Origin of the sequence: Halobaculum sp. D14, from assembly GCF_051195135.1 — an archaeon.
Classification (GTDB): Archaea; Halobacteriota; Halobacteria; order Halobacteriales; family Haloferacaceae; genus JBNTKA01.
Map to the genome: position 1 here is coordinate 630562 of NZ_JBNTKA010000001.1, position 26766 is coordinate 657327.

The window sequence follows — 26766 nt, forward strand, 5'->3', positions numbered from 1 at the left end:
CCATGATTGGAATCCTCAAAGGCATGGCGACGACGATGAAACACGCATTGGACGGGAAGACGTTCACGGTGGAGTACCCGGACGTCGCCCCCGAAGTCAGCCCCCGGTTCCGCGGGGTTCACAAGTTCTCCCAAGAGCGGTGCATCTGGTGCCGCCAGTGCGAGAACGTCTGTCCGAACGACACGATTCAGATCGTGCAGGACGACCAGCGGAACGGCGAGCAGTACAACCTCCACATCGGCCAGTGCATCTACTGCCGGCTCTGTGAGGAGGTGTGCCCGGTGGACGCGATTCTGCTCACGCAGAACTTCGAGTTCACCGCCGACACGAAAGACGACTTCGTGTACAACAAAGAGCAGCTGAAGAACGTCCCGTGGTACAAGGGCATCGACCCGCTCAGTTCGCGGGAGCCCGACCGCGGCGCGTGGATCGGCGAGGGCGACGGCGAAATCGACTACCAGTAGCGCCGCCCGCCGCTCAGCCGGCACGCCGCGGCTCGCTTTTCGCCTCGACGGCTCGACGGACGGTCGGGGAGCCGCCGCTAATTCGTTCACGTGGACGCGTCCGCGCGAACAGTCTCGAAACCTTCAAACGCCCTCCGACGGGAGTGTCGCGTAATGGTTGTAGAGACTATCGCGTTCGCGCTGTTCGCCCTCATCACCGTGGGCTGCAGCCTGGGCGTCGTCCTGGTCGAGGACGTGTGGCACTCCGCACTCCTGCTCGGGGGCGCCCTGTTGAGCGTCGCGGTGCACTACGTGAGGCTGCAGGCGGAGTTCAACGCCGCCATGCAGATCCTCGTCTACGTGGGCGGGGTGCTCATCCTCATTACGTTCGCCGTGATGCTCGTGCGGACCGACCGGAACGAAACCGATTCGGAGGTGATGCGGACGTGAGCCGCCGCGTGTCCACGCCGTCGCTGAAGCTCGGCTCGCACCTCGTCCCCGGCCTCGCGGCCGTCGCACTGTTCGTCGTGCTGGCGGTGGTGTTCCTCAGCTCGACGTTCCCGCTCGACGCCGCCCGGGGGTTCCCCGACGGCGCCGCCATCATCTCGAGTATCGGCTACGCGATGTTCAACATCGGCCGGGGCGACGTCGCCAGCGAAGGGTTCCTCGCCGTGTTCGAACTGGTCGACGTCGTGCTCGTCGCGGCGCTCACCGGCGCGGTGATGCTCGGCCGCACCGAGGCGGCCGGCGACGTCAAGACGGCGCTCACCGACGGCGGCCGCGACGTCGCCGACCGGCTCCGCGGAGGTGAGCGCTGATGGTGCCCGTCCAGTGGTACCTGGTGCTCGCCGCAGCCGTGTTCTGCATCGGCGTGTTCGGGCTGCTCACCCGGCGGAACGCGCTGCTGTTCTTGATGTCGGTCGAACTGATGTTGAACGCCGCGAACATCAACTTCGTCGCGTTCTCGCAGTACTGGGGGAACGTGACCGGGCAGACGTTCGCGCTGTTCACGATGACGCTCGCGGCGGCCGAAGTCGCGGTCGGCATCGGCATCGTCCTGGTGCTGTACCGGAACTTCAGCGGCGTCGACGTGACGTCCCCGACGACAATGAGGTGGTAAGATGGCAGGTGTATTCGATTTCGCGCCGGCGATCGTCGCGCTCCCGTTCGTGTCGTTCCTGATCGCGCTGGGCTCGGCCATCTGGGGTCGGGACCTGCTGCCGAAGGGCGGCGCCATCCCGGGCATCGCGGCGACCGCGGGCTCACTGGTGCTGTCGATCGCCGTCTTCCTCACCGTGAGCGGCGGCGAAGTGTACGACGAGACGCTGTACACGTGGGCGGCCGCCGACGGCGTCGAGCTGTCGTTCGGTCTGCTGCTCGACCCGCTCGCGGCGATGATGCTCGTCATCGTCTCGACGATCGCGCTGCTCGTCCACGTGTTCTCGCTCGGCTACATGAACGACGAGAACGAGACCGGGCTGCCGCGGTACTACGCCGGGCTCGGGCTGTTCACGGCGTCCATGCTGGGGTTCGTCGTCGCCGACAACCTCCTGATGGCGTTCATGTTCTTCGAGCTGGTGGGGCTGTGCTCGTACCTCCTCATCGGCTTCTGGTTCCGCGAGGACGCGCCGCCGAGCGCCGCGAAGAAGGCGTTCTTGGTCACCCGGTTCGGTGACTACTTCTTCCTCGTCGGCGTCGCCGCGGTGTTCGCGACGTTCGGCACGGCGCAGTTCGCCGGCGAACACGCCTTCCCGCACCTCGCAGAGCAGGCGGTGTCCGGCGAGGTGCCGGCGCAGGTGACGACGTTCTTCGGGCTGGACCCGCAGGCGTGGTTCACGGTCGTCGGGCTGCTCGTGCTCGGCGGCGTCGTCGGGAAGTCCGCGCAGTTCCCGCTGCACACCTGGCTCCCCGACGCGATGGAGGGTCCGACCCCGGTTTCGGCGCTCATCCACGCGGCGACGATGGTGGCGGCCGGCGTCTACCTCGTCGCCCGGATGTACGGCTTCTACGCGGTGTCGCCGACGGCGCTCGCGGTCATCGCGCTCATCGGCGGCTTCACGGCGCTGTTCGCGGCGACGATGGGCGTCGTGAAACGCGAAATCAAGCAGGTGCTCGCGTACTCCACCATCAGCCAGTACGGCTACATGATGCTCGCGCTCGGCGCGGGCGGCTACGTGGCCGCGACGTTCCACCTGCTCACGCACGCCTTCTTCAAGGCGCTGCTGTTCCTCGGCGCCGGCTCGGTCATCATCGCGATGCACCACAACGAGAACATGTGGGACATGGGCGGCCTGAAAGACCGGATGCCCGTCACCTACTACGCGTTCCTCTCCGGGTCGCTCGCGCTCGCCGGCATCGTTCCGTTCGCCGGCTTCTGGTCGAAAGACGAGGTGCTGTACGAGGCGCTCGTCCACGGCCTCGGCACCGCCGGCGGCCTCGGCACGGTGTTCCTCGTCGCGTACGCGTTCGGCCTCATCGCCGTGTTCTTCACCGGCTTCTACACGTTCCGGATGGTGTTCCTCACCTTCCACGGCGACGCCCGCACCGGGCAGGCGGAGGACCCGAAGCCGGTCCGGTGGAACGTGAAGGCGCCGCTCGCCGTCCTCGGCGTGCTCGCCGCCACAATCGGCCTCGTCAACATGACGCCGGTCGCGGAACTCACCGGCGCGCACATCGAGTTCCTGCACCAGTGGCTGCAGGGGCCGGCTGAGTCCGCGGTCATGGAGGGGCTGTCCGCCGAGCACTACCACCACTTGCTGCACGAGGTGAACCCGGCGCACGTGACGGCCGCGGGGCTGTCGCCGCTGCTGCCGGGCGCCGTGTCGCTGCTGCTCGCGCTCGGCGGCGTCGGCCTCGCGTACAAGCTGTACGCGGTCCCGACGCCGGAGGAGCACACCGACAAGCTCGGCTCCGTGAAGGACCTGCTGTACGACAACTACTACCAGGACGAGTTCCAGGTGTACCTCGCCCGGAACGTCGTGCTGCCGCTGTCGGCCGCCGCGGACCGGTTCGACCAGGGCGTCGTCGACGGCGTCGTCAACGCCGTCTCGCGCGTCAGCCTCTCGGGCGGGTCGCGGCTCCGCCGCGTCCAGACCGGCGTCGTCAGTAACTACGCGACGCTGCTGACGCTCGGCCTGACCGCGCTGCTGCTTGCGTTCGGTCTCTACGAGGGGTGGTTGCTATGATCGCTGGCCCAATCGAAGCACTCATCGGATTCACGTTCGTCGCGGCGCTCGTCACGCTGTTGGCGCCCGACGAATACGCCGGGAAACTGGCGTTCCTGCTCAGCCTCCCCCCGGTCGCGGGGGCGGCGTATCTGTGGTCGCAGTTCGACGCGACCGGGAACGCGCTGCTCGGCGGCAGTATCGCATTCAAGTCGCAGGTGACGTGGCTCGAAGTGTCGGGCTACACGCTCCAGTGGTTCGTCGGCCTCGACGGCATCAGCCTGCCGCTGCTCGTGCTGACGACGCTGCTGACGACGCTCGCCATCGTCTCCGCGTGGACGCCCATCGACACTCGGCAGAGCCAGTTCTACGGCCTGATGCTGTTCATGGAGGCGAACCTGCTCGGCGTGTTCACCGCGCTGGACTTCTTCGTCTGGTTCGTCTTCTGGGAGGCCGTGCTGGTCCCGATGTACTTCCTCATCGGCGTCTGGGGCGGCCCGCGCCGGAAGTACGCCGCCATCAAGTTCTTCGTCTACACGAACATCGCGAGCCTCGTCATGTTCATCGGGTTCATGGCGCTCGTGTTCAACCTCGACGTGTCGAGCTTCGGGATGCCCGCCATCGCGATGGCGCTCCGTGACGGCGCGCTCGACGGGTTCTTGGGGCTGACGCCGACGGCGCTGAAGACCGCCGCGTTCGCCGCCATGTTCGCCGGGTTCGCCGTGAAGGTGCCCGTCGTCCCGTTCCACACGTGGCTGCCGGACGCCCACGTCGAGGCGCCGACGCCGGTGTCCGTGATGCTGGCCGGCGTCCTGCTGAAGATGGGGACGTACGCGCTGCTCCGTTTCAACTTCACGATGCTGCCCGACGTCGCGAACCAGTACGCCGGGCTCATCGCCATCTTCGCCGTCGTCTCCGTCATCTACGGCGCGATGCTCGCGCTCGCCCAGCAGGACCTCAAGCGCATCGTCGCGTACTCCTCCGTGTCGTCGATGGGGTACGTCATCCTCGGACTCGTCGCGTACAACACGTGGGGGGTCGGCGGCGCCACCTTCCAGATGGTGGCGCACGGCCTCATCTCCGGGCTGATGTTCATGGCGGTCGGCGTCATCTACAACGTCACCCACACCCGGATGGTCGGCGACATGAGCGGGATGGCCGACCGGATGCCGGTCACCGTCGGCATCCTCATCGCCGGCGCGTTCGGCTACATGGGGCTGCCGCTGATGGCCGGCTTCGCCGGCGAGTTCTTCATCTTCAAGGGCGCGTTCGCGTCGACGGTGCTGCCGTCGGCGCCGCTGTTCACGGCCGCCGCGATGTTCGGCATCGTCATCGTCGCCGGCTACCTGCTGTACGCGATGCAGCGCACCCTGTTCGGTGAGTTCAGCCTCGAAACCGACTACGAGGTGACGCGGGCCGACCTGCACGACACGCTGCCGCTGGCGGTGCTGCTGCTGTGCACCATCTGGCTCGGCGTCGCCCCCGAGACGTTCTTCAACATGATCACGGACGCAGTGGTTCCGATTCTCGGAGGTGGTGCCTGATGGCGCTCCCCGAGTGGACGGCGCTCGCTCCCGCGATCACGCTCGGCGTCACGGCGCTGGTGCTGCTCGTCGTCGACACCGTCAACCCGGACGACTCGAACCCGGCGGTGCTCGCCGCGGTCGCCGCGGTCGGGTCGCTGACGTCGCTCGGCTTCACCGGCTGGTTCCTGTCGGCCGGCACCGGCCAGCCGAGCACCGGCGGCGCCATCACGCTGTTCGCCGACGCCATCGTCGTCGACGGCATGGCGCTGTTCTTCCAGGCCGTGTTCGCCTCCGTGACGGCGCTCGTCGTCGTCGCGAGCTACGACTACCTGCGCGGCCGGCAGTACCAGGCGGAGTTCTACAGCCTCGTGCTGTTCGCCGCCTCCGGGATGGCGGTGATGGCGACCGCGAACTCCCTGGCGACCGCGTTCGTCGCCCTGGAGCTCGCGTCGCTGCCGTCGTACGCGCTCGTCGCGTTCCTCAAGCACAACAAGGGGAGCGTCGAAGCCGGGCTGAAGTACTTCCTCATCGGCGCGCTCTCCTCTGCGGTGTTCGCGTTCGGCATCTCGCTGGTGTACGCTGCGACCGGGAGCCTGCTGCTCTCTGACGTCGCCACGGCGCTCGCAGAAGTGGAAGCCGGCGGCGGCCTCGCCGGCGTCGCGGCGGTCGGCGTCCTGATGGTCGCCGGCGGCGTCGCGTTCAAGACCGCCTCCGTCCCGTTCCACTTCTGGGCGCCGGAGGCGTACGAGGGCGCGCCCGCCCCGATTTCGGGCTTCCTGTCGTCGGCGTCGAAGGCGGCCGGGTTCGCGCTCGCGTTCCGCGTGTTCACGGTCGGATTCACGACGGCCACCGGCACGCCGATTCCGGCCATCGACTGGGTGCTGCTGTTCCAGGTGCTCGCCGTCGTCACGATGACGCTCGGTAACTTCGCGGCCGCGACCCAGGAGAACGTCAAGCGGATGCTCGCGTACTCCTCCATCGGCCACGCCGGCTACGCGCTCATCGGGCTCGCCGCCTGGACCGGCGGCGCCGCCGGCGCGAACGCGCTCGGCGCGTCGATGGCGCACCTGCTCGTCTACGGCTTCATGAACACCGGCGCGTTCCTGTTCGTCGCGCTCGCGGAACACTGGGGGGTCGGCCGGACCTTCGAGGACTACGCCGGGCTGGCGAAGAAGGCGCCCGTCGCGAGCGTCGCGATGACCGTCTTCATGTTCAGCCTCGCGGGGCTGCCGCCGTTCGGCGGCTTCTTCTCGAAGTACTTCCTGTTCATGGGCGCCATCCAGACCGGCTTCTGGTGGCTTGCAGCGGTCGGCGCCGTCAACTCGGCGCTGTCGCTGTTCTACTACAGCCGCGTCGTGAAGGCGCTCTGGATCGACGAGCCCGCCGCCGAGCGCGAACTCGGCGGCACCCCGACGGCGCTGTACGCCGCGGTCATCTTCGCCGGCGTCGGCACCGTCCTGCTGCTCCCGGCGTTCGGCCCGGTCATCGAGACCGCGCAGGCCGCCGCCGCGGCGCTCATCGGCTGACCCGCCGCGGTTCCGCTCTCCCGTTCGGTTCGTTCTGTTTCCGTCCGTTTCGCTCCGTTCCCGTTCGCCCCGTCTCGGAGGACGGTAGGGTTTTCCCGGCGCGTCCCACAGACACGCTGTGATGCGACGGCTCGTGCTCGGCTGCGGCACCGTCGGCCACGACATCGTGGAGTCGCTGGTCGGCCAGTCCGGCCGGCTCCACGTCGTGACCGCCGACAGCGGCCGGGCGACCGCGCTGCGCGACGAGAACGTCAGCGCCGTCGAGGCCGACCCGTCCGACCCGTCGAACTACCCGGACCGGGCGGACGTCGTCGTCGTCGGCGGAAGCAGCGCCGCCGTCAACGTCGCGGCGACGCGGAACGCGCGGCGCCGCTACCCGGACGCGTTCGTCCTGGCGTACGCCGGCGACGACGCCGACGACGCTGACTTGGCGGCGCTCGACGACGACGCTGACCGCGTCGTCGACCCGGTGGCGCGGACGTCAGAGCGCGTGCTGGCGGCGGCGACCGGCGAGCACGCCAGCCGGATGCGGCGGCTGCTCCGCGCGCTCCGGTCGGTCCCCGGGAAGCTCGCGGTGATGGCGCACGACAACCCCGACCCGGACGCAATCGCGTCCGCGGTCGCGCTGGTCAGGCTCGCGTCGTTCGCCGGCGTCGACGCCGAGCCGTGCTACTACGGCGACATCTCCCACCAGGAGAACCGGGCGCTCGTGAACCTGCTCGGCATCGAGATGCGGCAGCTCGACCCGGACGCCGACCCGCGCGAGGAGTTCGGCGGCTTCGCGCTCGTCGACCACTCCCGGCCCGGCGTCAACGACAGCCTCCCGGAGGACGTCCGGCCGGCGGTCGTCGTCGACCACCACCCGCCGCGTCAGCCCGTCGCCGGCGGCTTCATCGACCTGCGGTCGGAGGTCGGCGCCACCTCCACGCTCCTCGCGGAGTACCTCGACCGGTTCGGCGTCGACCTCGACGAGACGACGGCGACCGCGCTGCTGTACGGCGTCCGAATCGACACGAAGGACTTCACGCGGGAGGTGTCCGAGGCGGACTTCGACGCGGCCGCGTACCTGCTGCCGCACACCGACAAGTCGGTGCTCGAACGGGTGGAGTCGCCGAGCGTGAGCGCCGAGGTGCTCGACGTGCTGGCGCGCGCAATCGAGGAGCGCGAACAGCGCGGCTCCGCCGTCGCCTCCTGCGTCGGCGAACTCCGCGACCGCGACGCGCTCGCGCAGGCCGCAGAGCAGCTGTTGAACATGGAGGGCGTGAACACGACGCTGGTGTACGGCTACCGCGACGGCGTCGTCTACGTCTCCGGGCGGACCCGCGGCGCCGACGTCGACCTCGGCGAGACGCTCCGGGACGCGCTCGACCAGATCGGCTCCGCCGGCGGCCACGCCGACATGGCGGGCGCGCAGGTCCCGCTCGGCATCCTCGCGGACGTCGAGGACGGCTCGAAGGAGACGCTCACCGACGTCGTCCGCGACATCATCGCCGGCCGGTTCTTCGAGACGCTCGAAGACGCCCCGGCGGCGCCGACCCCGGCGGCCGACCGCGCAGTCACCTTCCCCGAGGAGGACTGACGGCCGCGGTTCGGGCGGCTCCGGGCGGCCGCGACGCGCTGCTCCGTACGGAAACCATTACCGTCGTCGGGGCCGTCTCTCCGGCACGTGATGAGTGACTCCGGGTACGCGGTGTCGCGGCCGACGGTCGACGAGTACATGACTCGGGACGTCGCGACGGTGTCGCCGGACGACTCGGTGCGGGAGGTCGCAGAGCGCATCGCAGAGAGCGACGAGCACAACGGCTTCCCGGTCACCGACGGCCGAACCGTCGTCGGGTTCGTGTCGGCGCGCGACCTGCTGTTGGCGGACGAGGACGCGAGGCTGTTCACGGTGATGACCGACGACATCATCGTGGCGCACCCGGACATGAAGGTGAACGACGCGGCGCGCGTGATTCTGCGGTCCGGCATCCAGAAGCTCCCGGTGGTGGACGACGCCGGAAACCTCGTCGGCATCATCTCGAACACGGACGTCATCCGCAGCCAGATCGAGCGGGCGACCCCGGAGAAGGTCGGGAAGCTGATGCGGACGCTCGAGGAGATTCACGGCATCGAGGTGGACGAGGAGCGCCGCACCGTCGACCTGTCCGAACTGGTGCCGACGCAGGCGCGCGTGTACGCCGACGAACTGGAGGGGCGGCGGTACGAACTGGAACGCGGCCTCTCGGAGCCGCTGGTCGTCATCGACAACGACGGGACGCTGGTGCTCGCCGACGGCCACCACCGCGTGAAGGCGGCCGCGCGGCTCGACGTCGACGAGATGGACGCGTACGTCATCGTCATCGACGACGCCGTCGACCTCGGGATGCTGAAGACCGCGGAGAAAGAGGGGCTCGAAACCATCGACGACATCGACGTCGTCGACTACGCGCGCCACCCGCTGGTGGAGACCACGAAGCGGTTCCAGGAGTAACCCGGAGCGGCGGCGCGCAGGTCAGGCGGGTCGTCTTCGGCTCACCGGTCGCCTGTCACTCGGTGTCGAACTCGGCTTTCCACGCCTCGACGAGGTCGACCGCGGCGTCCCGGTCGGCGACGGTTTCGTGGCGGTAGGCGGCGCCGTCTGCGGCCTGCTTCAGCCGGTCGACCCTGACCGTGTAGCCGCCGTCGGCGCGTTCGCGGAGCCGAATCGTGGCGTAGCCGTCGTCGCGCTCCCACTCCTCGTAGTCGCCGTCGGCGTCGACGGAGTCCCAGCTCATACGGACGCGTCGCCGCCGCGGCCCCTGAATCCGCCGGTTCGCGCCGCGGCGACGGCGCCGACCCCGGCGGTTCGCCGCACGGCGGTCACTCGTGGCCGGAGACGCGGACCGGCTCGTACGGCTCTTCGAGGTAGGCGACGTCGCTCGCCGTCAGCGTGACGTCGAGCGCTTCGACGGCGTCTTCGAGGTGTTCGACGCTCGTCGTACCGACGATGGGCGCGTCCACGCTGTCCTTCTGGAACAGCCACGCCAGCCCGATTTGCGCCATCTTCACGCCTTTCTCCGCGGCGAGCTCCTGGACGCGTTCGTTGACTTCGCGGCCGCCGCCCTCCAGGTACGGGTGTTCGCGGGCGTACGAGTCGCTCTTGCCGCGCGTCGTCGACTCGGCCTCTTCGTGGGGCCGGGCGAGCCAGCCGCGCGCGAGCGGCGACCACGGGATGACGCCGACGTTCTCCCGGTCGCACAGCGGAAGCATCTCGCGCTCCTCCTCGCGGTACAGGAGGTTGTAGTGGTTCTGCATCGTCACGAACCGTTCGAGCCCGAGGCGGTCGCTGGCGTGGAGCGCCTCCGCGAACTGGTGTGCCCACATCGACGACGCGCCGACGTACCGCGTCTTTCCGCGCCGGACCGCGTCGTCGAGCGCCCGCAGCGTCGTCTCGATGGGCGTGTCGTCGTCCCAGCGGTGCGTCTGGTAGAGGTCGACCGTCTCCATGCCGAGCCTGTCGAGGCTCGCGTCGAGTTCCTGCTCGATGGCTTTCCGCGACAGCCCGCCGGAGTTCCGGTTGTCCGGGTCCATCTGGAAGTAGCCCTTGGTGGCGACGACGAACCGGTCGCGGTCGTAGCCGTCGAGCGCCTCGCCGAGCACCCGCTCGGACTCGCCCGCCGAGTACATGTTCGCGGTGTCGAAGAAGTTCACGCCGAGGTCGATTGCGCGCTCTACCAGTTCCTTTCCCGCCTCCTCGTCGAGCACCCAGTCGCGCCAGTCCGGGTCGCCGAAGCTCATGCAGCCGAGACAGATCTTCGACACCTCCATGCCCGTGTCGCCGAGCGTCGTGTACTCCATGGGCGGCCGGACGGCCGGAGTCCCCAAAAACCCGGGCGTCCGTGAGCGGCCGGCGGCCGGGGACGGGAGCCGACGGAATTTCCGGCTTGACGGACGCGCCGCCTCACCGTTCAGCCGTCATGTGGGAAACAGGTCCCGACCGTGACGAACCGGAGTGGCGCGAAGTCCCGACGCCGTTCAGCCAGACGCTGTTCGACGTGGTCGACACGACCGACGGCCCGTACGCCATCGGCGCGGGCGGCACGCTGGTCGCCGACCGCGGCGACGGCTGGGAGGTCGTCCTCGACGACGGCCCGAACGCCCGCGAGAACCAGCTCCGCGCGCTCGACGTCACCGACGACGGGAAGCGCGTCTGGTTCCTCGGCTCGTCGGGCGCCGTCGGCATGTACGACGTCACCCAGCAGAAGAAGTACGACTACTCCTACCCGAAACAGAAGACGTCGACGTGGGAGGGAATCGCCGTCGCCGGCGAGTCCGGCACGGAGAAGGGGCTGATGGCGAACGGCTCCGGCGAAATCATGCCGTTCGTCATCGACGGCTTCGATGTCGACTGGGAGCAGGTCGCCACGCCGGCCGGGAAGGCCTCGAAGGTCGCCGCGCTCGCGGCGTCGTCCGACGGCGTCGGCTACGCCATCGACACCTCCGGCAACGCCTACCGAACCACCGAGGACGACGGCTGGAAAGACATCGGCATCGTCAACGCCCAGGTGAAGTTCTACGACGTCTACGCCGGACAGAACCGCGTCTACGTCGCCGGCGGCGACGGCCGACTGTACCGCCGCGACGACTCCTACCACGGCTGGACGCCGATTTCGGTGACCGACAAGACCGCGCTCCGCTCGTTCGACGTCGAACCCCACGACGACGGCAGCCGCGAGATGGTGGTGCTCGGCAACAGCGGCGCCATCTTCCACCGCACCGGCGACGAGCGCTGGGAGCGCGTGCACACCCCGGTGTCCGCCGACCTCTACTCGCTGTCGCTCGGCGAGACGGACGTCGCCGTCGGCGCCAGCGGCACCGTCGTCGAGCGCGCGGCCGCGCCGCGCCAGCACGGCACCAGCCCGGACGGCGACAACTTCGACGACACCGGCGAGAACCAGGACGCCGACCAGTATCAGGCGGGCGAATCCGGCACCTCGCGGCACGCCGACGACGGCGCGCCGAACGGGTCGTCGGGTGGCTCCTCGGGAGATGCGTCGGGCGGAACGTCGGGCGGAACGTCGGGAGATACGTCGGGGGGAACATCGGGTGATACGTCAGGCAGCACGTCGGGTGGCACGGCCGGCGGAACGTCGGACGGCTCGCCGAATTCGTCGGCTGACGGGTCACGGCAGTCGGGCTCCGGGTCGTCGACCGGCGGGGGGCAGCCGTCCGGACCGAACGCACGGGCGCTCGACGACCTGAGCGTCGAGCAACTGCGGCGGCTGAAGGGGAGCAGCGACGTCTACGTCTACCGCGACAGCGACGGGACCGACGAGGACGCGGCGCTGTTCGACGAGGACGAGTAGCGGCCGTCGTCGCGGACGCCCCGACTTCTTCGCGCTGCCCGCTCGGCCCGACGCGTCGCCCGGTGGTTCGTCCCCCTGTGGCGTGCCATCACCACCCAAATTATTATTCCGGATAGAAACCACTGTCCGGTATGGCAGTCAGCTACGAGGAGGCGGTGGCGGAGTTCGAGTGGGACATCCCGGACGACTACACGCTCCCGTCGGTCATCGAACGGCACGCCGACGAGTTCGGCGACCGCGTCGCCGTGACGTTCCTCGACGACGACGGCGCCCGCGAGCAGCGGACGTACGCGGACGTCCGCGACGACATGAACCGGTTCGCGAACGCGCTCGCGGACCGCGGCGTCGGCGAGGGCGACCGGGTCATGCACCTGTTCCCGCGGCACCCGGACGCGTTCGCGGTACAGCTCGGCGTCCTGAAACGCGGCGCGCTCGTCGTCCCGTGCTCGTCGATGCTGAAGCCGAAAGACATCGCGTTCCGCGCGTCGGACTGCGAGGCGACGACGGCGGTCGTCCACGCCGACCTCACCGACATGGTCGAGCCGGTCGTCGACGACACGCCGCTCGACCGACTCATCCGGCTCGGCGGCGACGACGCCGACGGTGCCGACGACGGAGCCGGCGACTGGGAGTCGTTCGCGGCGCTGCTCGACGGCGAGTCCACGAGCCACGACGGCCCCGACGTCGGCGCAGCCGACCCGATGAGCATCAACTACACGTCCGGGACGACCGGGCAGCCGAAGCCGGTGCTCCACAAGCACCGGTGGCTGCGCGCGTTCGAACTCGTGAACGCGCCGTACTGGTGGGGCGTCACCGCCGACGGCGAGTCCGCGCCCGGCAGCGACGGCGACGTCGACCTCTCGGAGGAGCTGCTGTGGGCGACCACCGGCACCGGCTGGGCGAAGTGGTTCTGGTCGCCGGTCGGCGTCGGCCTCACGGTCGGCGCGTCGCAGCTGCTGTACGACGGCGAGTTCGACCCGGACACGTTCCTCTCCGTGATGGAGGAGGAGGGCGTGACGCGGCTGTGCGCCGTCCCGACGCAGTACCGGATGTTCACGCAGACGGACCTCTCGGCGTACGACCTGTCGCTGACCGAGGCGGTGTCGGCCGGCGAGCCGCTGAACCGCGAACCCATCGAGGCGATGCAGGAGGCGTTCGGCATCACGCCGCGGGACGGCTACGGGCAGACGGAGACGGTCGCGCTCGTCACGAACTACCCCGGAATCGACGTGAAGGAGGGGTCGATGGGGAAGCCGACGCCGGGGCTCGGCACGACGCTCATCGACACCGAAGACGAGGAGCCGGTGGAGCCGGGGACGATCGGCGAAATCGCGGTGCCGGTCGACTGTCCCGGCATCTTCGACGGCTACTACGAGAAGCCGGCGCTCGACGAGAAGACGTTCGCCGGCGACTACTACCGCACCGGCGACCTCGCCCGCGTCGACGAGGACGGCTACCTGTTCTTCGAGGGCCGCGCCGACGACATCATCCTCTCGGCCGGCTACCGCATCGGCCCGTTCGAGGTCGAAGACGCGCTCGTCTCGCACGACGCCGTCGCGGAGGCGGCCGCGGTCGCGTCGCCGCACGAGGAGCGCGGGAACGTCGTGAAGGCGTACGTCGTCCTCGCCGACGGCCGCGACGGCTCCGAGGCGCTCACCGAGGAGCTCCAAGCGTACATGAAAGCCGAGACGGCGCCGTACAAGTACCCGCGAAGAATCGAGTACGTCGACGAACTCCCGAAGACGTCGTCCGGGAAGACGCGCCGCATCGAACTGCGGAAGCGCGAAGAGCGGAAGTTCGGCGAGTAAGCCGCCGGGCGCCGCCGCGTTCGGCTTCTGCCGCGTTCGGTTTCTCCCGGCGTCAGTAGACGTCGGCGTCGACGAGGGCGCGCCGGATGCGGTCGCGGAGGTCGAAGTCGTCGATGCCGGACAGCCGCGGGTACACCGTGACGACGGTCGGCGGGTCGACGAGCAGCACGGCCTCCGTCTCGGTGTCCACGTACACCTCGCGGTCGTAGTCGACGTCGACGTGGACCGACCGGTCGAGCAGCGCCGCCGCGTCGGGCGGGTCGCCGCCGACCCGTTCGCGCCACCGGTCGCGGGCGTGCCCGGAGAGGTGCGGCGCCGCGTCCCCGGCGTCGACGTCGAGGTCGTCGCCGAACGCCGCGCGGACCTCGTCGGCGACCCAGTCTTCGAGGAAGCGCCACGCGCCGTACTCGTCGGCGACGTTCACGACGTGCGCCGCGGCCGACTCGCCGTACAGGTCGCCCTCGACGAGGCTCGTGATGCCGCCGTCGGCGTCCAGCAGCGCGGTCTGGGTGGTGTCGTCGCCGTCGAGGTAGACGACGAGGCCGCGCGAGTCGACGCCGATGCGTCGGTCGTACCGCGAGAGGAAGCCGTGGGCGTCGTAGCGGCCGAGGCCGTTCCCGTTGGTGTCGACCGGCTCCGGGTCGTCGACCAGCACCGCCGCGAGCGCGTCGTCCGCAGACATCACCCGTCTGTCGGTGCCGAAGCCGGGAATACCTGCCGTCCCGGCGCGAAGCCGGAAGAAAACTTATCACGGACGCGGAACGTCGGCCCCGTATGGCATCCGAGCCCTCCATCGGCGACGACAGCGGCTGCCCGAAGTGCGGCCACACGGACGCGGAAGTCGGCACGATGTCGACGACCGGCGGCGGCCTCAGCAAAATGTTCGATATTCAGACAAATAAGTTCAAGGTGGTGTCGTGTACGAACTGCGGCTACTCCGAGCTGTACCGCGACGTCGGCTCCCGCGGCGGCGACCTCGTCGACGTGTTCCTCGGCTGATGGTCGAAGCCGCGGCGGCCGTCCTGCTGTTCGTGCTGTTCGGGGTGGGCGCGCCGCTCGTGCTGTACGCGCTGGTCCGCGAGGAACGCCGACGCGACGCGGAGACCGTTTCGGACCGCGAGTCGGCCGAGCGCGCCGCCCGGCGCGACGTCGACGACGACCGAACCGACCGCTGACGGCGCTGCCGAGCGAGGTTCGCGCGGCCCCGGCGGCGACCCGGCCACGCGCACTCGGTCCCGGGTCACCCTCAACGGTTTTGAGGGCGGCGTCCGACGCGGGAGTAATGGCTTCGACGGCCGGTCGACGCGAATGACGCTCTGGCTCCTCGGCGACCAGTTGTACCCGGAGGCCGCCCCGCTCCAGCGACACGACTCCGTCCTGCTGGTGGAGGCGCACGAGTTCGCCGACCGGCTGGCGTACCACCCGCAGAAGCTGACGCTGCTGTTCGCCGCGATGCGGCACGCCCGCGACGACCTGCGGGACCGCGGCGTCGACGTGACGTACCTGCGGGCGGCGACGTTCGGCGACGCGCTCGACGACTACTTCGCGGCGAACCCGGGCGCGTCGCTGACCGTGATGCGGCCGTCCAGCCACGGCGCCGCAGACCGGCTCCGCGAACTCGTCGAGTCGCGCGGCGGCAGCCTCTCGGTCGTCGCCTCGGACCTGTTCGTGACGACGCCGGCGGAGTGGGACCGGTGGACCGACGGCCGCGGCGACGGCTACCGCCAGGAGCAGTGGTACCGGCACGTCCGCCGGGAGACGGGCGTGCTGATGGACGGCGACGACCCGGTCGGCGGCGACTGGAACTACGACGAACAGAACCGCGAGACGCCGCCGGACGACTGGGACGCGCCGCCGCTGCCGACGTTCGAGCCCGACGACCTCACCCGCGAGGTCCACGCGTTCGTCACCGAGCGGTACGGCGACCACTGGGGCGACGCCGACCTCGACGGCTTCCCGTGGCCCGTCACCCGGTCGGAGGCGCTCGCCGCGCTCGACCAGTTCGTCGAGACGCGGCTCCCCGCGTTCGGGCCGTACCAGGACGCGATGCTGCAGGGGGAGTGGGCGCTCGCGCACTCGCTGCTGTCGCCGGCGCTCAACCTCGGCCTGCTCCACCCGCGGGAGGTGGTCGACGCCGCGACGGCCGCCTACCGCGACGGCGACGCGGACGTCCCGCTGCAGTCCGTCGAGGGGTTCGTCCGGCAGCTACTCGGCTGGCGCGAGTTCATGCGGCACGCCTACCGGGAGGCGATGCCGGGGCTCGCCGACGCGAACCAGCTCGGCCAGGAGCGCGACCTCCCGCCGCTGTACTGGACCGGCGACACCGACATGGCGTGTCTCTCCGCGGCCGTCGGGCACGTGCGGCGGCGCGGCTACGCTCACCACATCGAGCGGCTGATGGTGCTGTCGAACTTCGCGCTGCTGTACGGCGTCGACCCGGCGGCGCTCAACAGGTGGTTCCACCTCGGCTTCGTCGACGCGTTCCACTGGGTGACGACGCCGAACGTCGTCGGCATGGGGAGTTTCGGGACGGACCTGGTCTCCTCGAAGCCGTACGCGGCGTCCGCGAACTACGTGAACCGGATGAGCGACCACTGCGCGTCCTGCCCGTACGACCCGGACGAGACGACCGGCGAGGACGCCTGCCCGTTCAACAGCCTCTACTGGGACTTCCTGCGCGAACACGAGGAAACGCTGCGCGGCACCGGCCGGATGGGGCTCGTCTATCACCACGTCGACGACAAAGACGACGCTGAGTGGCGCGCCATCCGCGACCGCGCCGCCGACGTCAGGGCCGACGCCGCGAACGGCGACCTCTAAGCGTCGCTTCGGCCGTGGCTGTGGCCGTCGTCGCCGTCGTCGCCATGGCTGTGTCCGTGGCCGTCACTCTCGTCGCTGTGGCCGTCGTCGTCGTGGCTTTCGTCGTCGCCGTTCTGGCTGCCGTCGGCGACGAGCGAGAGGACGCGGACGCGCTGCACCTCGTCGAAGTCGCGGAGCCGGTAGACGAGTTCGCGGACGCGGGCGGCGTCGCCGGCGCAGAAGGCGGTTTCGAGACACCAGCCCTCCCGGTGGACGTGGCTCGTCGTCGTGATGACGTCCTGGTAGTCGTGCTGGACGCGGTGGAGTTGGCCGACCACGTCGTCGTGGAGGTAGTCGTAGGCGACGACGGCGGTGACGTCGCCGGCGGCGTCTTCGAGCCGCGTGTGGCGCTCGACGTACTCCTGCATCGCTTCGCGGACGGCGCGCGACCGCGAGTCGAACCCCTCCGCGTCGGCGACGTCGTCGAACGCCGCGAGCACGTCGTCCGGGACGTTCAGGCTGGTCCGCATGCCTCCTCCTCCGTGCCGCCGCCGGTTCGGCGTTTCGGTATTACCGACCCGGCGATTCGGTCATAACAGCCGTTTTCCGTCGGTGCCGCCGACGGTCCGTCGTGATTCACGACGTCGCTCCCGGCTTACTCGTCGGCGCGCTGGCGCTCGGCGCGGTCCACGGCGCCGAACCGGGCCACGGCTGGCCCGTCGCCGCCGCGTACGCCTTCGACCGCACGAACAGCTGGCTCTCCGGGCTCGCCGCCGGCCTCGTCATCGGCGTCGGCCACCTCGTCTCCAGTCTCGCGGTCGTCGGCGTCTTCTTCCTCCTCAAGACGCAGATACCGATGGACGGCCTCTCCGACCCGCTGCACGTGCTCGGCGTCGCCATCGGGTCCCCGATCGGCGTCTTCGCCGGCGTCCTCCTCGTCCTGCTCGGCGTCCGCGAGTACCGCGGCGGCGGGCACTCGCACGGCCACGACGACCAGCACTCACACGGCCACTCGCACGGCCACGGAGACGGCCAGAACCATTCACACGGCGACGCGTCGGCGGACGAGCAGCCGGCGGACGGCCCCGGCCGCCTGCACCGCGACGTCGACGTCGCTCACTCGCACAGCCACGACGGCCACGGTGACGGCGGCCACGGCGACGACTCCGGCCACCATACCCACGACCACGACGACCATGGCCACACCCACGACGACCACAGCCACCACGACCACTCGCACGGAGACGGCGGCGTGTTCGGGCGGCTGACCGCGGCGCTCCCGTTCGTCGGCGGCGACGAGAGCGATTCCAGCCACGGCCACGACCACGACGCGCTGTCGGCGGACGACGGCCTGTACGGCATCGCGGTCTCCGCGTTCGTGCTCGGCTTCGCCCACGAGGAGGAGTTCGAAATCATCGCCATCTGCGCCGGGTCACAGCACTGTCTCGGGCTGATGCTGGCGTACGCCGGCACCGTCGTCGGCGTCATCACCGCGCTCACGCTCCTGCTCGTCGCCGGCTACACGCGCTTCGAAGACCGGATGGACCGCTACTCCGAGCACTTCCCCACGGTGTCGGCGGTCGTCCTCGTCGCCATGGGCGTCGGCTTCCTGCTCGGCGTGCTCTGAGGCGTCCGGCGACGCGCCGTCCGACGACGCGCCGTCACCGGAGCCAGCCGAACAGCCGGTACCGGTCGTCCGGGTCGTACCGCCGGAACAGCAGGCTGTTCGCCAGCACCGACACCGACGAGAACGCCATCGCCGCGGCGGCGAGCACCGGCTGGAGCAGGCCGAGCGACGCCAGCGGAATCATCGCGGTGTTGTAGCCGAGCGCCCAGAACAGGTTCTGCTTGATCTTCGCGAGCGTCCCCTCCGAGACGTTGATGGCCTTCACGACGTCGAGCGGGTCCGACCGCATCAGCGTCACGTCGGCCGCCTCGATGGCGACGTCGGTGCCGGAGCCGATGGCGACGCCGACGAACGCCGCGGCGAGCGCCGGCGCGTCGTTGACGCCGTCGCCGACCATCATGGCGCGCGACCCGTCCGCCTGAATCGCCTCGACGGCGTCGGCTTTGTCCGACGGCAGCACGCCGGCGCGGACGTTCTCCTCGTCGACGCCGACCGACTCCGCGACGGCGCGGGCGGTGCGTTCGTTGTCGCCGGTAATCATGTGGACGTCGACGCCGCGGTCGCGGAGCGCGGCGACGGCGTCGCGGGCGCTCGGCTTCACCTCGTCCGCGACCGCGAGCACGCCGAGCAGTTCGCCGTCGAGCGCGACCAGCATCGCCGTCTTCCCCTCCGACTCCAGTTCCGCCATCGCGTCGAGCGCCGGCGCCGGGTCGACGTCGTCCGCGCGGAGCAACTCGGGCTTCCCGACGACGACGGTGCCGTGCTCCGTCCGGGCGCGGATGCCCTTCCCGGAGACGTTCTGGAGGACGTCGAGGTCGCCAGCGTCGACGCCGCGGTCGCGTGCGCCGGCGACGACCGCCTCCCCGATCGGGTGTTCGCTGCCGCTCTCGGCGGTCGCGGCGACGGCGAGCAGGAACTCCTCGGTGACGGCTCCGGCGGCCGCGGCGTCACCGTCGCCGTCGACGTTGCGGTCGCGGTCCTGGCCGGCCGACGCGCCGTCCGCGGCGTCGTCGGTCGTCGCCGCGGCGCCGTCGGTCGCCGGCGCGACGACGCGGGCGTCGGTCAGCGTCATCTCGCCTTTCGTCAGCGTCCCGGTCTTGTCGAAGACGACCGCGTCGACGTCCTTGACGCGTTCGAGCACGTCGCCGCCCTCGAACAGGACGCCGTGCTGGGCGCCGATGCTGGTGCCGACCATCGTCGCCGCCGGCGTCGCCAGGCCGAGCGCGCACGGGCAGGCGATGAGGACGGCGGAGGCGAACACGAGCACCGCGAACTCGGTGGCGCCGACCGCCGCCGGGCCGCCCGCGGCGAGCCCCCACAGCGGCAGGCCGCCGACGAACGACGCGAGCGCCTCGGGCGCGAGGAACCAGACGGCGCCCCACAGCAGCGCGTTGCCGATGACGGCCGGGACGAAGTACGCCGAGATGCGGTCCGCGAGGTTCTGAATCTCGGGCTGGCGCGACTGCGCCTCCTTCACGCGCTGGACGATCTGCTGGATGGCGGTCTCCTCGCCGACCTTCGTCGCCTCGACGACCAGCACGCCGTTTTCGTTCACCGTGGAGCCGATGACCTCGTCGCCCGGCTCTTTCGTCACCGGGACGGACTCGCCGGTCACCATCGACTCGTTCACGGCGGATTCGCCCTCGCGGACGACGCCGTCCGTCGGGATTTTCTCGCCCGGCGTCACCTTCAGCCGGTCGCCGACGGCGACGTCTTCGAGCGGCACTTCCTCCTCCGTCCCGTCGTCGCGGACCACGGTCGCGGTGTCCGCCTCCATTTCGAGCAGCGAGCGGAGCGCGGCGCTCGCCTGGCTCTTCGAGCGGGCTTCGAGGTAGTTCCCGAGCGTGATGAACACGAGGATGAGCGCCGCGGTGTCGAAGTAGAGGCCGGCCTGCGGGAGCGCGCCGACGAGCGCGAGCACGGAGTAGCCGTACGCCGTCGACGACCCGAGCGCGATGAGGACGTCCATGTTGGCGCGGCCGTTCACGACGACCGCCTTGTACGCGTTCTCGTAGAACTCGCGGCCGAGCGCGTACTGTACCGGCGTCGCCAGCGCGAACGCGACCCAGCCGAACGGCAGCGCCGTCCCCGGGACGTGCTCCGGGAGCGTCCCCGCCGCGAACAGTTCGAGCAGCAGCATCGCGACCAGCGGCGTCGCCAGCGCGGCGCCGAACAGCGTCAGCCGGCGCTGCCGCGCCAACTCCGCCTCGCGGGCGGCGTCCCGGCGCTCGTCCGCGTCCCCGTCGCCGCCCTCACGAATCGGCTCGTAGCCGGCGTCCTCGATGGCGTCGTACACCGACGACAGCCGGGTCGCCGCCGGGTCGTACCGGACGGTCGCCTCGTCCGTCGCGAAGTTCGCGTCCACCGAAATCACGCCCGGCAGCGACCCGACCGCGTCCTCGATGGTGGCAGAGCAGTTCGCGCAGGTCATCCCGGTGACGCCGACCGTGACGGACTCCGCAACCGGGTCGTAGCCGGCGGACTCGATGGCGTCGTAGACGTCGGCGAGCGACGCCCGTTCCGGGTCGTACTCGACGGTGGCCTCGTCGGTGGCGTAGTTCGCGTCTGCCGAGACGCCGTCGAGCCCCTCCAGCGCGTCCTCGATGGTGGCCGAGCAGTTCGCGCAGGTCATCCCGCGCACCTCGACTGTCACTCTGTGCGTGTCGATCATTACGAACAGATACGTGCTCCCCGTTCAAGCGGCTTTCCACTGTTCCGATTCAGTGAACCCGCGGTTCGACTTCGGAATCCAGGGGTGATACTGAGAAATTTCTTCGAATCCAAACCGGGCGGCGCGCAGAGAACCGGGACCGTAACGGGCATCAAGCCGCGGCTCCAACGAACGGCTATGTCGACGACACTCACCATCAGCGGCATGACCTGCGGCGGCTGTGAGGACTCCGTCGAGACGGCGCTCAGCGAGGTCGACGGCGTCACGTCGGTGTCCGCGGACCACGAAGCCGACTCGGCGACCGTCGAGGGCGACGCCGACCCGCTCGACCTCGTCGCCGCCGTCCCGGAGCCGTACGAAGTCGAATCGACGCAGTAACGCCACCGCCCCGCTCGGCTGACTCCGCTGATTCCGCTGGTTCTGCTGAGTCGGCCGATTCTGCTGACCCGGCCGATTCGGCGGAGTCGGCCGATTTTGCGAGCTCTGGCCGCTCGCGCCGGTCAGCGCCCCATCGTGTAGAACTCCTCGTTCGGCCGCCAGTCCGCGAACGTCGCCAGCCTGTTGCTGAGGTTGAAGAAGGCGGCGACGGCGCCGATATCCCACACCTCCTCCCGCGAGTAGCCCGCCTCGACCAGCATGTCGAGGTCGTCGTCGGTGACGGCGTCCGGCTCCTCCGTCAGCTTCACCGCGACCTCCAGCATCGCCATCCGCTCGTCGCTGACGTCGGCGGTGCGGTGGTTCGACACCAGTTGGTCTGCGAGCTTGGGGTCCTTCGCGTAAATCCGGACGAGCGCCCCGTGGGCGACGTTGCAGTAGAGGCAGTGGTTCCGCCCGGAGACGGCGACGATTATCATTTCGACCTCCTCGCGGTCGAGGGCGGTGTCGTCGACGAGCGCGTCGTGGTACGCCACGAACGCCCGGAAGTGGCTCGGCCTGTACGCGAGCGCCGCGAACACGTTCGGCGTGAACCCGGCGCGGTCCGCCTCCTCGGCGATTCGGTCACGGAGGTCCGCCGGCAGGTCGTCGTAGTCCGGCACCGGGAATCGGCGCTGCGCGTCGTCGTTCAGGGTCGGCGACTGGGAGTCTGTCACGACTCCGCGTTCGCCGACGGACAGCATAAAACTCGGCTCCGGACGGCCGGCCGAGTCGGCCGGCAGCCGTCTACACGACGCCGAAGGCGAGCGCGGCCGCGGCGGCGACGGCGAACACGCCGAGGCCGAACAGCCCGAGGTTCCAGGCGGTGCTGTCCGCGCGCGTCAGATTCAGCGACCACTCGTACGGGTACGGCCACAGGAAGTTCACGCCGGAAGGCGTGATGACGTCGCCGGCGAGGTGCGCCGTCACCGACCCGAAGCCGAGCAGGAACCCGAACGCCGGCATCGACAGCCCCGCCGGCACCGCCACCGAGAACACCGGTTCGAGCAGCGTCGCGGCGTAGCCGAACGCGGCGCCGACCGCGGCGGCGAACAGCAGCGAGTGCGTCGGGCCGCGGTGCGGAACGCCCGGGACGCGGTGGTCGACGTCCGGCAGCATCGCGAGGTACAGCATCGTCGCCCCGGTGAGGAACGCGAGCGCGCCGTAGCCCGCCGTCACGAGCCAGTAGCCGACCGGCGCGAACAGCAGCAGCGACACTCCCAGGTGGCCCTTCCGGTACACGCCGTCCGCTTCGCGGCCCCCGCGTAAATGCACTCGGGGTCCGGTCGGTTTCGGGCTGTACTCGGACCGCGCTCGCCCCGGCGACGGCGGGTCCTACTGGTTCCAGGCGGCCGAATCCGGGTCGATGAGGCGGTTCTCGTCGAGGTCGTCGATGCGGGCGAGCGCGTCGTCGTCGAGGGTGAGCGACTGGGCTTCGTAGTTCGCGCCGACGTGGTCGCCGGTCCCCTTCGGGATGGGGACGAGCGTCTCCTGTGCGAACGCCCACGCGAGACAGACGGCGGCGGGCGAGGCGTCGTGTTCGTCGGCGACGTCGACGATGACCGGGTCGTCGAGCAGGTCGCCCTGGCCGAGCGGCGAGTAGCAGACGAGCGCGTGGCCGTGCTGACGGGCGTACCGCCGGAGTTCACCCTGCCGGAACCGCGGGTGACACTCCACCTGGTGGGCGGCGACCGGCGCGTCCAGCCGGTCGAGCGCCTCGTCGAGCAGCCGCGGCGTGAAGTTCGACAGGCCGACGTGGTCGGTGACGCCGTCGTCGTACAGTTCGTCCATCGCGCGGAGCGTCCCGTCCGGGTCGTACGCACCGGTCGGCCAGTGGACGTACAGCAGGTCGACGGAGTCGACGCCGAGCCTGTCAAGCGAGGCGTTCGCGGTGCGCTTGGCGTCGTCGTACGCGAGGTTCTCCGGGTGAATCTTCGTCGCGACGACGACGTCGTCGCGGTCGACGCTGCTCCGCCGGATTCCCTCGCCGACCGCCTCCTCGTTGTCGTACATCTGCGCCGTGTCCACGAACCGGTAGCCGACGTCGAGCGCCGCGGCGACGGTGTCCGCGCACTGCTCGAAGTCGTCGTTGCCGGAGGTGCCGAGGCCGAGCGGCGGCAGGTCGAGACCAGTCATGGCACGAACTGGGGGCGGCGCCGGCAAAAACCCGCGGCTTACAGCGCAGACTCGATTTTCGCGCTGATCTTCTCGTACGTCGGCGAGACGTACTCGCCGTTCACCAACACCCACGGCGTTCCCTGCACGCCCGCCTCGGTGCCGCGCTGCTTGTCGGCTTCCACCACCGGCCGGTACGTCCCGCTGGTGCCGTCTTGAATCACGGTACACGGCTCCAGGTCGACCGCTTCGGCGGCGGAGCCGAGCAGGTCCGTCGAGTAGCTGTCCTGGTTCTCGAACAACTGGTGGGCGAAGTCGAAGAACGCCGCGTCGTCAGCGGCGTCCTGGACGCTCCGCGCGGCGCTGGCGGCCTCCCACGCCCACTCGCGCACCGGAATCGGCCAGTCGTGGTGCTCGAACAGGATGGTGCCGGGGTCGGCGTACTCCGACTTCAGTTTCGGCAGCACCTGGAGGCTGAACGTCCGGCAGTGCGGACACGAGAAGTCCTCCCACGCCTTCACCACGACGTCGGCGTCGGGGTTCCCCATCGTCGGCTGCGGAAGCTCCTCGACCGTGTCCGGGTCGCTCCCCGAACAGCTGTAACTACTCCCGTCGCCGCCGAGACCGAGACAGCCCGTCAGCGACGCCGTTGCCCCGCCGACCGCTGCGAGATACGCCCGTCGACTCGTCATGGCCGACCGTCCGCACGGCGCGATGTTAAGCACACCGAACGACGCGGTGAAACGAGCCGCACAGCCCACGCGCTCGGCGGTCGGTGCGGCGACGCGCTCGACGGTTTCGGCGGCCGTCGCCGCCTCTCCGCCACCGCCTCTGGCTCCGTTTCCCCGCAACCGCCTCTGGCTCCGTTTCCCCGCCACCGCCTCTGGCTCCGTTTCCCCGCCACCGCCCTCCCGCCTCCCCGCCCTCGCCGTACGATTCCGTCGACCCGTGACCGCGACTATTTTATCACGGACGGTACACGAACGAACGATGAGCCGAGACGCGCGGTCGGTCGCGGTCGGTGTCGGGACGGCGGCGACGGTCGCGACGTTCGTCGGCGTGGTCACAGCGGCGATGCTGGCGCCGTGGTTCTCGTGGCGGGCGAACGCGCTGTCGGACCTCGGCGTCACCGCCGGCAGCGCGGCGCTGTTCAACGGCGCGCTGCTCGTCGGCGGCGTCGCGTCGCTGCCGTACGCCTGGGCGCTGTGGGACGCCGCGGACGGCGCGGACCGGGCGGTCCCGGTCGGCTTCGCCGCCACCGCGCTGCTGCTCGCCGGGGTCGGCGCGTTCCCGGCCGACACGGCGCTGCACGCCCCCGTCGCCATCGGCGCGTTCCTCGGAATCACGGCGACGCTCGCCGTCGACGGCGCGCTCCGACGCGACACGCCCACCGGCCGGGTGTCCGCGGCGCTCGCGGTCGTCCACCTCGGCTACTGGCTGCTGTGGGGCGCCGGCGTCAGGCTCGGCCCCGGCCTCGCCATCCCGGAACTCGTCGGCTCCGTCGCGCTGCTCGTCTGGGTCGTCACGCTCTCCCCCGTCGCGCCGCTCGACGGGTAGAGCGGCCGGCCGAGGTCGAACTGACGAACGCCGCGAACGGCGGTTCAGCCGAACTGCTCGGTGAACCGGTTGACGGCGTCGTCGGTGCCGACGACGACGAGGGTGTCGCCGTCGCGGACCGCCGTGTCCGGGTCGAGGTCGGTGATGAGGTGGCCGTTCCGCTGCACCGCGACGACCGTACAGCCGGTGCGGGCGCGGACGTCCGCGTCGGCGAGCGTCCGGCCGGCCAGTTTCGGCGCCTCCATCCGGACCAGTTCGATCTGTGTCTCCGCGCGCAGCACCTGCTCGTCGAGCAGATGCGACGCCAGCATCCGGCCGGACACCGTCGACAGCGCCAGGACGTACTCGGCGCCGGCGCGGTACAGTTTCTGGACGGAGTCGGCGTCGTTCGCGCGGGCGATGATTTCGACGTTCGGCGCGACGTTCCGGACGGCGAGCGCCGCGAAAATCGTCGTCGTGTCCGAGTCGAGCGCGAGCACGACCGCGCGGGCGTCGGAGACGTTCGCCTCTTCGAGCGTGACGCTGTCCGTGGCGTCGCCGACCATGTCGACGCCGGGCTTGTCCTCGGCGTCGACGACGAGCGTGTCCTCGCTGGCGGCGAGTTCCGCCGCGGCGGCCTGGCCGACGACGCCGTAGCCCGCGACGATGACGCGGCCGCGGCGGTGTTCGCGGGTCTCGGACAGCGTCAGCTCCTTCAGCTCTTCGAGCTGCGATTCGCGGCCGGCGACCAGCAACACGGTGTGTTCGTCGATGCGGCGGTCGGGCGCGGGCGGCGACTCGAACTCGCCGCCGCTCCAGACGCCGAGGATGTTCGCGCCGGTGCGTTCGGTGACGCGGCTCGCGGCGACGGTCCGGCCGGCGAGCGGGCTGCCGTGGTGGACGAGCAGCTCGGCGAGCTGGAAGTCCTCGCCGATTTCGATGCTCTCGCCGAGCTCGTCCGAGACGGTCGTCGTCGCCTTCGCGCCGAGGCTCTCGCCGAGGGTACGCCGCGGCGACACCACCTCGTCGGCGCCGGCGTACCGGTGGTAGTCTTCCGTGGACTCGTCTTCGACGAGGCTGACGACGTACAGCTCCTCGGACACCTCCCGCGCGGACAGCACGATGCTGGCGTTCGTCTCGTCGTCGGCGTCGGCGACCAGCCCCGCCGCCTCGTCGGCGTTCGCCGCCAGAAGCGTCTCCACCTCCTCCGGGTCGCCGTACACCACGTCGTGCTCGTCGGCGAGCGCCTCGGCGCGGTCGCGCTCCGGCTCGACGACGACGTACGGCTGGCCGCGCGCCTTCAGTTCGTCGACGAGCGTCTCGCCGCGCGGCGTGAACGAACAGATGACGACGTGGTCGGTCAGCGACGTCTCCGTCGGCAGCGACGCCGACAGCGCGTCGCCGACCAGCGGGACGACGACGGCGGGCAGCGCGAGGAAGATGAGGCCGACGCCGACGAGCTGCATCACGATCATCAACAGCAGCATCCGGTCGCTCGTCCACTCGCCGGCGTGCAGCCCGAACCCGGTGGTCGTGAACGTCTCGACGACGACGTACAGCGAGTGGACGTAGTCGACCTGCCGCCCCTCGAACGTCTCGAACCCCCACTGGTAGACGAAGCCGAGCGCCAGCATCACGCCGAGCGCCCCGAGGAGGTACTGGGCCGCGCGTCGGCTCGCCGAAGTCATATCCGCTGTAGCGGCTGCGCCGAGTTAAAGCCCGACGGCTCGCCGACGTCGCTTCCCGCGAGCGTCTCCAGCAGCAAAACCGCCGTCGGAGTACGGTCGGGGTACGGTCAGAGTGCGGTCAG

Annotated in this window: 26 protein-coding genes and 1 pseudogene; 17 read left to right on the forward strand and 10 right to left on the reverse strand. The window is 70.2% G+C overall.

The window, feature by feature from the left end; genetic code table 11:
• Positions 1–2: 2 nt before the first annotated feature.
• The 9 genes from ACQUST_RS03160 (at position 3) to ACQUST_RS03200 (ending at position 9132) form a co-directional block, all read left to right on the forward strand.
• Positions 3–464, forward strand: coding sequence for a NuoI/complex I 23 kDa subunit family protein (locus ACQUST_RS03160; protein WP_435124827.1), 462 nt, complete (start codon positions 3–5; stop codon positions 462–464).
• A gap of 153 nt (positions 465–617) precedes the next feature.
• Positions 618–893 (forward strand): NADH-quinone oxidoreductase subunit J, encoded by a 276-nt coding sequence (locus ACQUST_RS03165; protein ID WP_435124830.1) that lies wholly within the window; start codon positions 618–620, stop codon positions 891–893.
• Positions 890–1261 carry a proton-conducting membrane transporter gene (locus ACQUST_RS03170; protein ID WP_435124832.1) on the forward strand — a complete coding sequence of 124 codons (372 nt, stop codon included), beginning with the start codon at positions 890–892 and terminating at the stop codon, positions 1259–1261. Before ACQUST_RS03165 ends, ACQUST_RS03170 begins: the two co-directional genes overlap by 4 nt.
• Complete coding sequence (gene nuoK / locus ACQUST_RS03175; protein ID WP_435124835.1) at positions 1261–1563, forward strand: NADH-quinone oxidoreductase subunit NuoK; 303 nt, start codon at positions 1261–1263, stop codon at positions 1561–1563. The genes ACQUST_RS03170 and nuoK overlap by 1 nt, the downstream gene beginning before the upstream one ends.
• A 1-nt stretch (position 1564) precedes the next feature.
• Positions 1565–3628, forward strand: coding sequence for an NADH-quinone oxidoreductase subunit L (gene nuoL, locus ACQUST_RS03180; protein WP_435124837.1), 2064 nt, complete (start codon positions 1565–1567; stop codon positions 3626–3628).
• Entirely contained in the window at positions 3625–5151 is a 1527-nt protein-coding gene (locus tag ACQUST_RS03185) for a complex I subunit 4 family protein (RefSeq protein WP_435124839.1), read from the forward strand. Before nuoL ends, ACQUST_RS03185 begins: the two co-directional genes overlap by 4 nt.
• The gene (locus ACQUST_RS03190) at positions 5151–6659 is read left to right on the forward strand and encodes an NADH-quinone oxidoreductase subunit N (protein WP_435124842.1); all 1509 of its coding nucleotides are present in this window, start codon (positions 5151–5153) and stop codon (positions 6657–6659) included. The genes ACQUST_RS03185 and ACQUST_RS03190 overlap by 1 nt, the downstream gene beginning before the upstream one ends.
• Before the next feature lie 118 nt (positions 6660–6777).
• Positions 6778–8238: a DHH family phosphoesterase gene (locus ACQUST_RS03195; RefSeq protein ID WP_435124843.1), complete on the forward strand. Its 1461-nt coding sequence runs from the start codon at positions 6778–6780 to the stop codon at positions 8236–8238.
• A 90-nt stretch (positions 8239–8328) separates the two neighbouring features.
• On the forward strand, positions 8329–9132 hold the full coding sequence (locus tag ACQUST_RS03200; protein ID WP_435124846.1) for a CBS domain-containing protein: 804 nt from the start codon (positions 8329–8331) through the stop codon (positions 9130–9132).
• A gap of 55 nt (positions 9133–9187) precedes the next feature.
• Here the strand turns inward: ACQUST_RS03200 and ACQUST_RS03205 are convergent, their stop codons facing one another.
• A complete protein-coding gene (locus tag ACQUST_RS03205) occupies positions 9188–9415 on the reverse strand; it encodes a DUF7543 family protein (RefSeq protein ID WP_435124849.1) in 228 nt (75 codons plus the stop codon).
• Positions 9416–9500: 85 nt separating this feature from the next.
• Complete coding sequence (locus tag ACQUST_RS03210; RefSeq protein ID WP_435124851.1) at positions 9501–10478, reverse strand: aldo/keto reductase; 978 nt, start codon at positions 10476–10478, stop codon at positions 9501–9503.
• A 119-nt stretch (positions 10479–10597) separates the two neighbouring features.
• Between ACQUST_RS03210 and ACQUST_RS03215 the strand changes: the two genes are divergently transcribed.
• Together ACQUST_RS03215 and ACQUST_RS03220 are read left to right on the forward strand one after the other, a co-directional pair.
• Positions 10598–11986, forward strand: coding sequence for a hypothetical protein (locus ACQUST_RS03215; RefSeq protein ID WP_435124854.1), 1389 nt, complete (start codon positions 10598–10600; stop codon positions 11984–11986).
• Positions 11987–12117: 131 nt separating this feature from the next.
• Positions 12118–13794 carry an acyl-CoA synthetase gene (locus tag ACQUST_RS03220; protein WP_435124857.1) on the forward strand — a complete coding sequence of 559 codons (1677 nt, stop codon included), beginning with the start codon at positions 12118–12120 and terminating at the stop codon, positions 13792–13794.
• A 52-nt stretch (positions 13795–13846) separates the two neighbouring features.
• Here ACQUST_RS03220 and ACQUST_RS03225 read toward each other — a convergent pair whose 3' ends face one another.
• Positions 13847–14476: a hypothetical protein gene (locus tag ACQUST_RS03225; protein ID WP_435124859.1), complete on the reverse strand. Its 630-nt coding sequence runs from the start codon at positions 14474–14476 to the stop codon at positions 13847–13849.
• Positions 14477–14568: 92 nt separating this feature from the next.
• Here ACQUST_RS03225 and ACQUST_RS03230 point away from each other — a divergent pair, with 92 nt between their 5' ends.
• The 3 genes from ACQUST_RS03230 (at position 14569) to ACQUST_RS03240 (ending at position 16614) form a co-directional block, all read left to right on the forward strand.
• A complete protein-coding gene (locus tag ACQUST_RS03230) occupies positions 14569–14793 on the forward strand; it encodes a zinc ribbon domain-containing protein (RefSeq protein ID WP_435124861.1) in 225 nt (74 codons plus the stop codon).
• Entirely contained in the window at positions 14793–14969 is a 177-nt protein-coding gene (locus ACQUST_RS03235) for a hypothetical protein (RefSeq protein ID WP_435124863.1), read from the forward strand. Before ACQUST_RS03230 ends, ACQUST_RS03235 begins: the two co-directional genes overlap by 1 nt.
• Positions 14970–15102: 133 nt before the next feature.
• Positions 15103–16614 (forward strand): cryptochrome/photolyase family protein, encoded by a 1512-nt coding sequence (locus ACQUST_RS03240; RefSeq protein WP_435124866.1) that lies wholly within the window; start codon positions 15103–15105, stop codon positions 16612–16614.
• 131 nt (positions 16615–16745) lie between these two features.
• Here ACQUST_RS03240 and ACQUST_RS03245 read toward each other — a convergent pair.
• Positions 16746–17123, reverse strand: a pseudogene (locus ACQUST_RS03245) (CopG family ribbon-helix-helix protein); the annotation flags it as partial.
• Positions 17124–17224: 101 nt separating this feature from the next.
• Here ACQUST_RS03245 and ACQUST_RS03250 point away from each other — a divergent pair.
• Complete coding sequence (locus tag ACQUST_RS03250; protein WP_435124869.1) at positions 17225–18220, forward strand: hypothetical protein; 996 nt, start codon at positions 17225–17227, stop codon at positions 18218–18220.
• Between the two features lie 34 nt (positions 18221–18254).
• Here ACQUST_RS03250 and ACQUST_RS03255 read toward each other — a convergent pair whose 3' ends face one another.
• Positions 18255–20888, reverse strand: a complete 2634-nt coding sequence (locus tag ACQUST_RS03255) for a heavy metal translocating P-type ATPase (protein ID WP_435126096.1) — start codon at positions 20886–20888, stop codon at positions 18255–18257.
• 180 nt (positions 20889–21068) lie between these two features.
• Here ACQUST_RS03255 and ACQUST_RS03260 point away from each other — a divergent pair, with 180 nt between their 5' ends.
• Positions 21069–21269 (forward strand): heavy-metal-associated domain-containing protein, encoded by a 201-nt coding sequence (locus ACQUST_RS03260; RefSeq protein ID WP_435124871.1) that lies wholly within the window; start codon positions 21069–21071, stop codon positions 21267–21269.
• 122 nt (positions 21270–21391) lie between these two features.
• On the opposite strand, the gene ACQUST_RS03265 is transcribed toward ACQUST_RS03260, so the two are convergent.
• The 4 genes from ACQUST_RS03265 to ACQUST_RS03280 form a co-directional block, all read right to left on the reverse strand.
• A complete protein-coding gene (locus tag ACQUST_RS03265) occupies positions 21392–21982 on the reverse strand; it encodes a peroxidase-related enzyme (RefSeq protein ID WP_435124874.1) in 591 nt (196 codons plus the stop codon).
• Positions 21983–22052: 70 nt separating this feature from the next.
• Positions 22053–22547: a metal-dependent hydrolase gene (locus ACQUST_RS03270; RefSeq protein WP_435124877.1), complete on the reverse strand. Its 495-nt coding sequence runs from the start codon at positions 22545–22547 to the stop codon at positions 22053–22055.
• A gap of 93 nt (positions 22548–22640) precedes the next feature.
• Complete coding sequence (locus ACQUST_RS03275; protein ID WP_435126100.1) at positions 22641–23426, reverse strand: aldo/keto reductase; 786 nt, start codon at positions 23424–23426, stop codon at positions 22641–22643.
• 53 nt (positions 23427–23479) lie between these two features.
• A complete protein-coding gene (locus ACQUST_RS03280) occupies positions 23480–24112 on the reverse strand; it encodes a thioredoxin domain-containing protein (protein WP_435124880.1) in 633 nt (210 codons plus the stop codon).
• A 298-nt stretch (positions 24113–24410) separates the two neighbouring features.
• Here ACQUST_RS03280 and ACQUST_RS03285 point away from each other — a divergent pair, with 298 nt between their 5' ends.
• Positions 24411–24977, forward strand: a complete 567-nt coding sequence (locus tag ACQUST_RS03285; protein ID WP_435124882.1) for a DUF998 domain-containing protein — start codon at positions 24411–24413, stop codon at positions 24975–24977.
• Between the two features lie 44 nt (positions 24978–25021).
• On the opposite strand, the gene ACQUST_RS03290 is transcribed toward ACQUST_RS03285, so the two are convergent.
• Complete coding sequence (locus tag ACQUST_RS03290) at positions 25022–26644, reverse strand: potassium channel family protein (protein ID WP_435124885.1); 1623 nt, start codon at positions 26642–26644, stop codon at positions 25022–25024.
• Positions 26645–26766 lie beyond the last annotated feature (122 nt).

Coding starts and splice junctions, on each gene's coding strand:
- ACQUST_RS03160 (WP_435124827.1), top strand. CDS start 3: ATGATTGGAATCCTCAAAGGCATGGCGACGACGATGAAACACGCATTG.
- ACQUST_RS03165 (WP_435124830.1), top strand. CDS start 618: ATGGTTGTAGAGACTATCGCGTTCGCGCTGTTCGCCCTCATCACCGTG.
- nuoK (WP_435124835.1), top strand. CDS start 1,261: ATGGTGCCCGTCCAGTGGTACCTGGTGCTCGCCGCAGCCGTGTTCTGC.
- nuoL (WP_435124837.1), top strand. CDS start 1,565: ATGGCAGGTGTATTCGATTTCGCGCCGGCGATCGTCGCGCTCCCGTTC.
- ACQUST_RS03185 (WP_435124839.1), top strand. CDS start 3,625: ATGATCGCTGGCCCAATCGAAGCACTCATCGGATTCACGTTCGTCGCG.
- ACQUST_RS03190 (WP_435124842.1), top strand. CDS start 5,151: ATGGCGCTCCCCGAGTGGACGGCGCTCGCTCCCGCGATCACGCTCGGC.
- ACQUST_RS03200 (WP_435124846.1), top strand. CDS start 8,329: ATGAGTGACTCCGGGTACGCGGTGTCGCGGCCGACGGTCGACGAGTAC.
- ACQUST_RS03205 (WP_435124849.1), bottom strand. CDS start 9,415: ATGAGCTGGGACTCCGTCGACGCCGACGGCGACTACGAGGAGTGGGAG.
- ACQUST_RS03210 (WP_435124851.1), bottom strand. CDS start 10,478: ATGGAGTACACGACGCTCGGCGACACGGGCATGGAGGTGTCGAAGATC.
- ACQUST_RS03215 (WP_435124854.1), top strand. CDS start 10,598: ATGTGGGAAACAGGTCCCGACCGTGACGAACCGGAGTGGCGCGAAGTC.
- ACQUST_RS03220 (WP_435124857.1), top strand. CDS start 12,118: ATGGCAGTCAGCTACGAGGAGGCGGTGGCGGAGTTCGAGTGGGACATC.
- ACQUST_RS03225 (WP_435124859.1), bottom strand. CDS start 14,476: ATGTCTGCGGACGACGCGCTCGCGGCGGTGCTGGTCGACGACCCGGAG.
- ACQUST_RS03230 (WP_435124861.1), top strand. CDS start 14,569: ATGGCATCCGAGCCCTCCATCGGCGACGACAGCGGCTGCCCGAAGTGC.
- ACQUST_RS03235 (WP_435124863.1), top strand. CDS start 14,793: ATGGTCGAAGCCGCGGCGGCCGTCCTGCTGTTCGTGCTGTTCGGGGTG.
- ACQUST_RS03240 (WP_435124866.1), top strand. CDS start 15,103: ATGACGCTCTGGCTCCTCGGCGACCAGTTGTACCCGGAGGCCGCCCCG.
- ACQUST_RS03260 (WP_435124871.1), top strand. CDS start 21,069: ATGTCGACGACACTCACCATCAGCGGCATGACCTGCGGCGGCTGTGAG.
- ACQUST_RS03280 (WP_435124880.1), bottom strand. CDS start 24,112: ATGACGAGTCGACGGGCGTATCTCGCAGCGGTCGGCGGGGCAACGGCG.
- ACQUST_RS03285 (WP_435124882.1), top strand. CDS start 24,411: ATGAGCCGAGACGCGCGGTCGGTCGCGGTCGGTGTCGGGACGGCGGCG.
- ACQUST_RS03290 (WP_435124885.1), bottom strand. CDS start 26,644: ATGACTTCGGCGAGCCGACGCGCGGCCCAGTACCTCCTCGGGGCGCTC.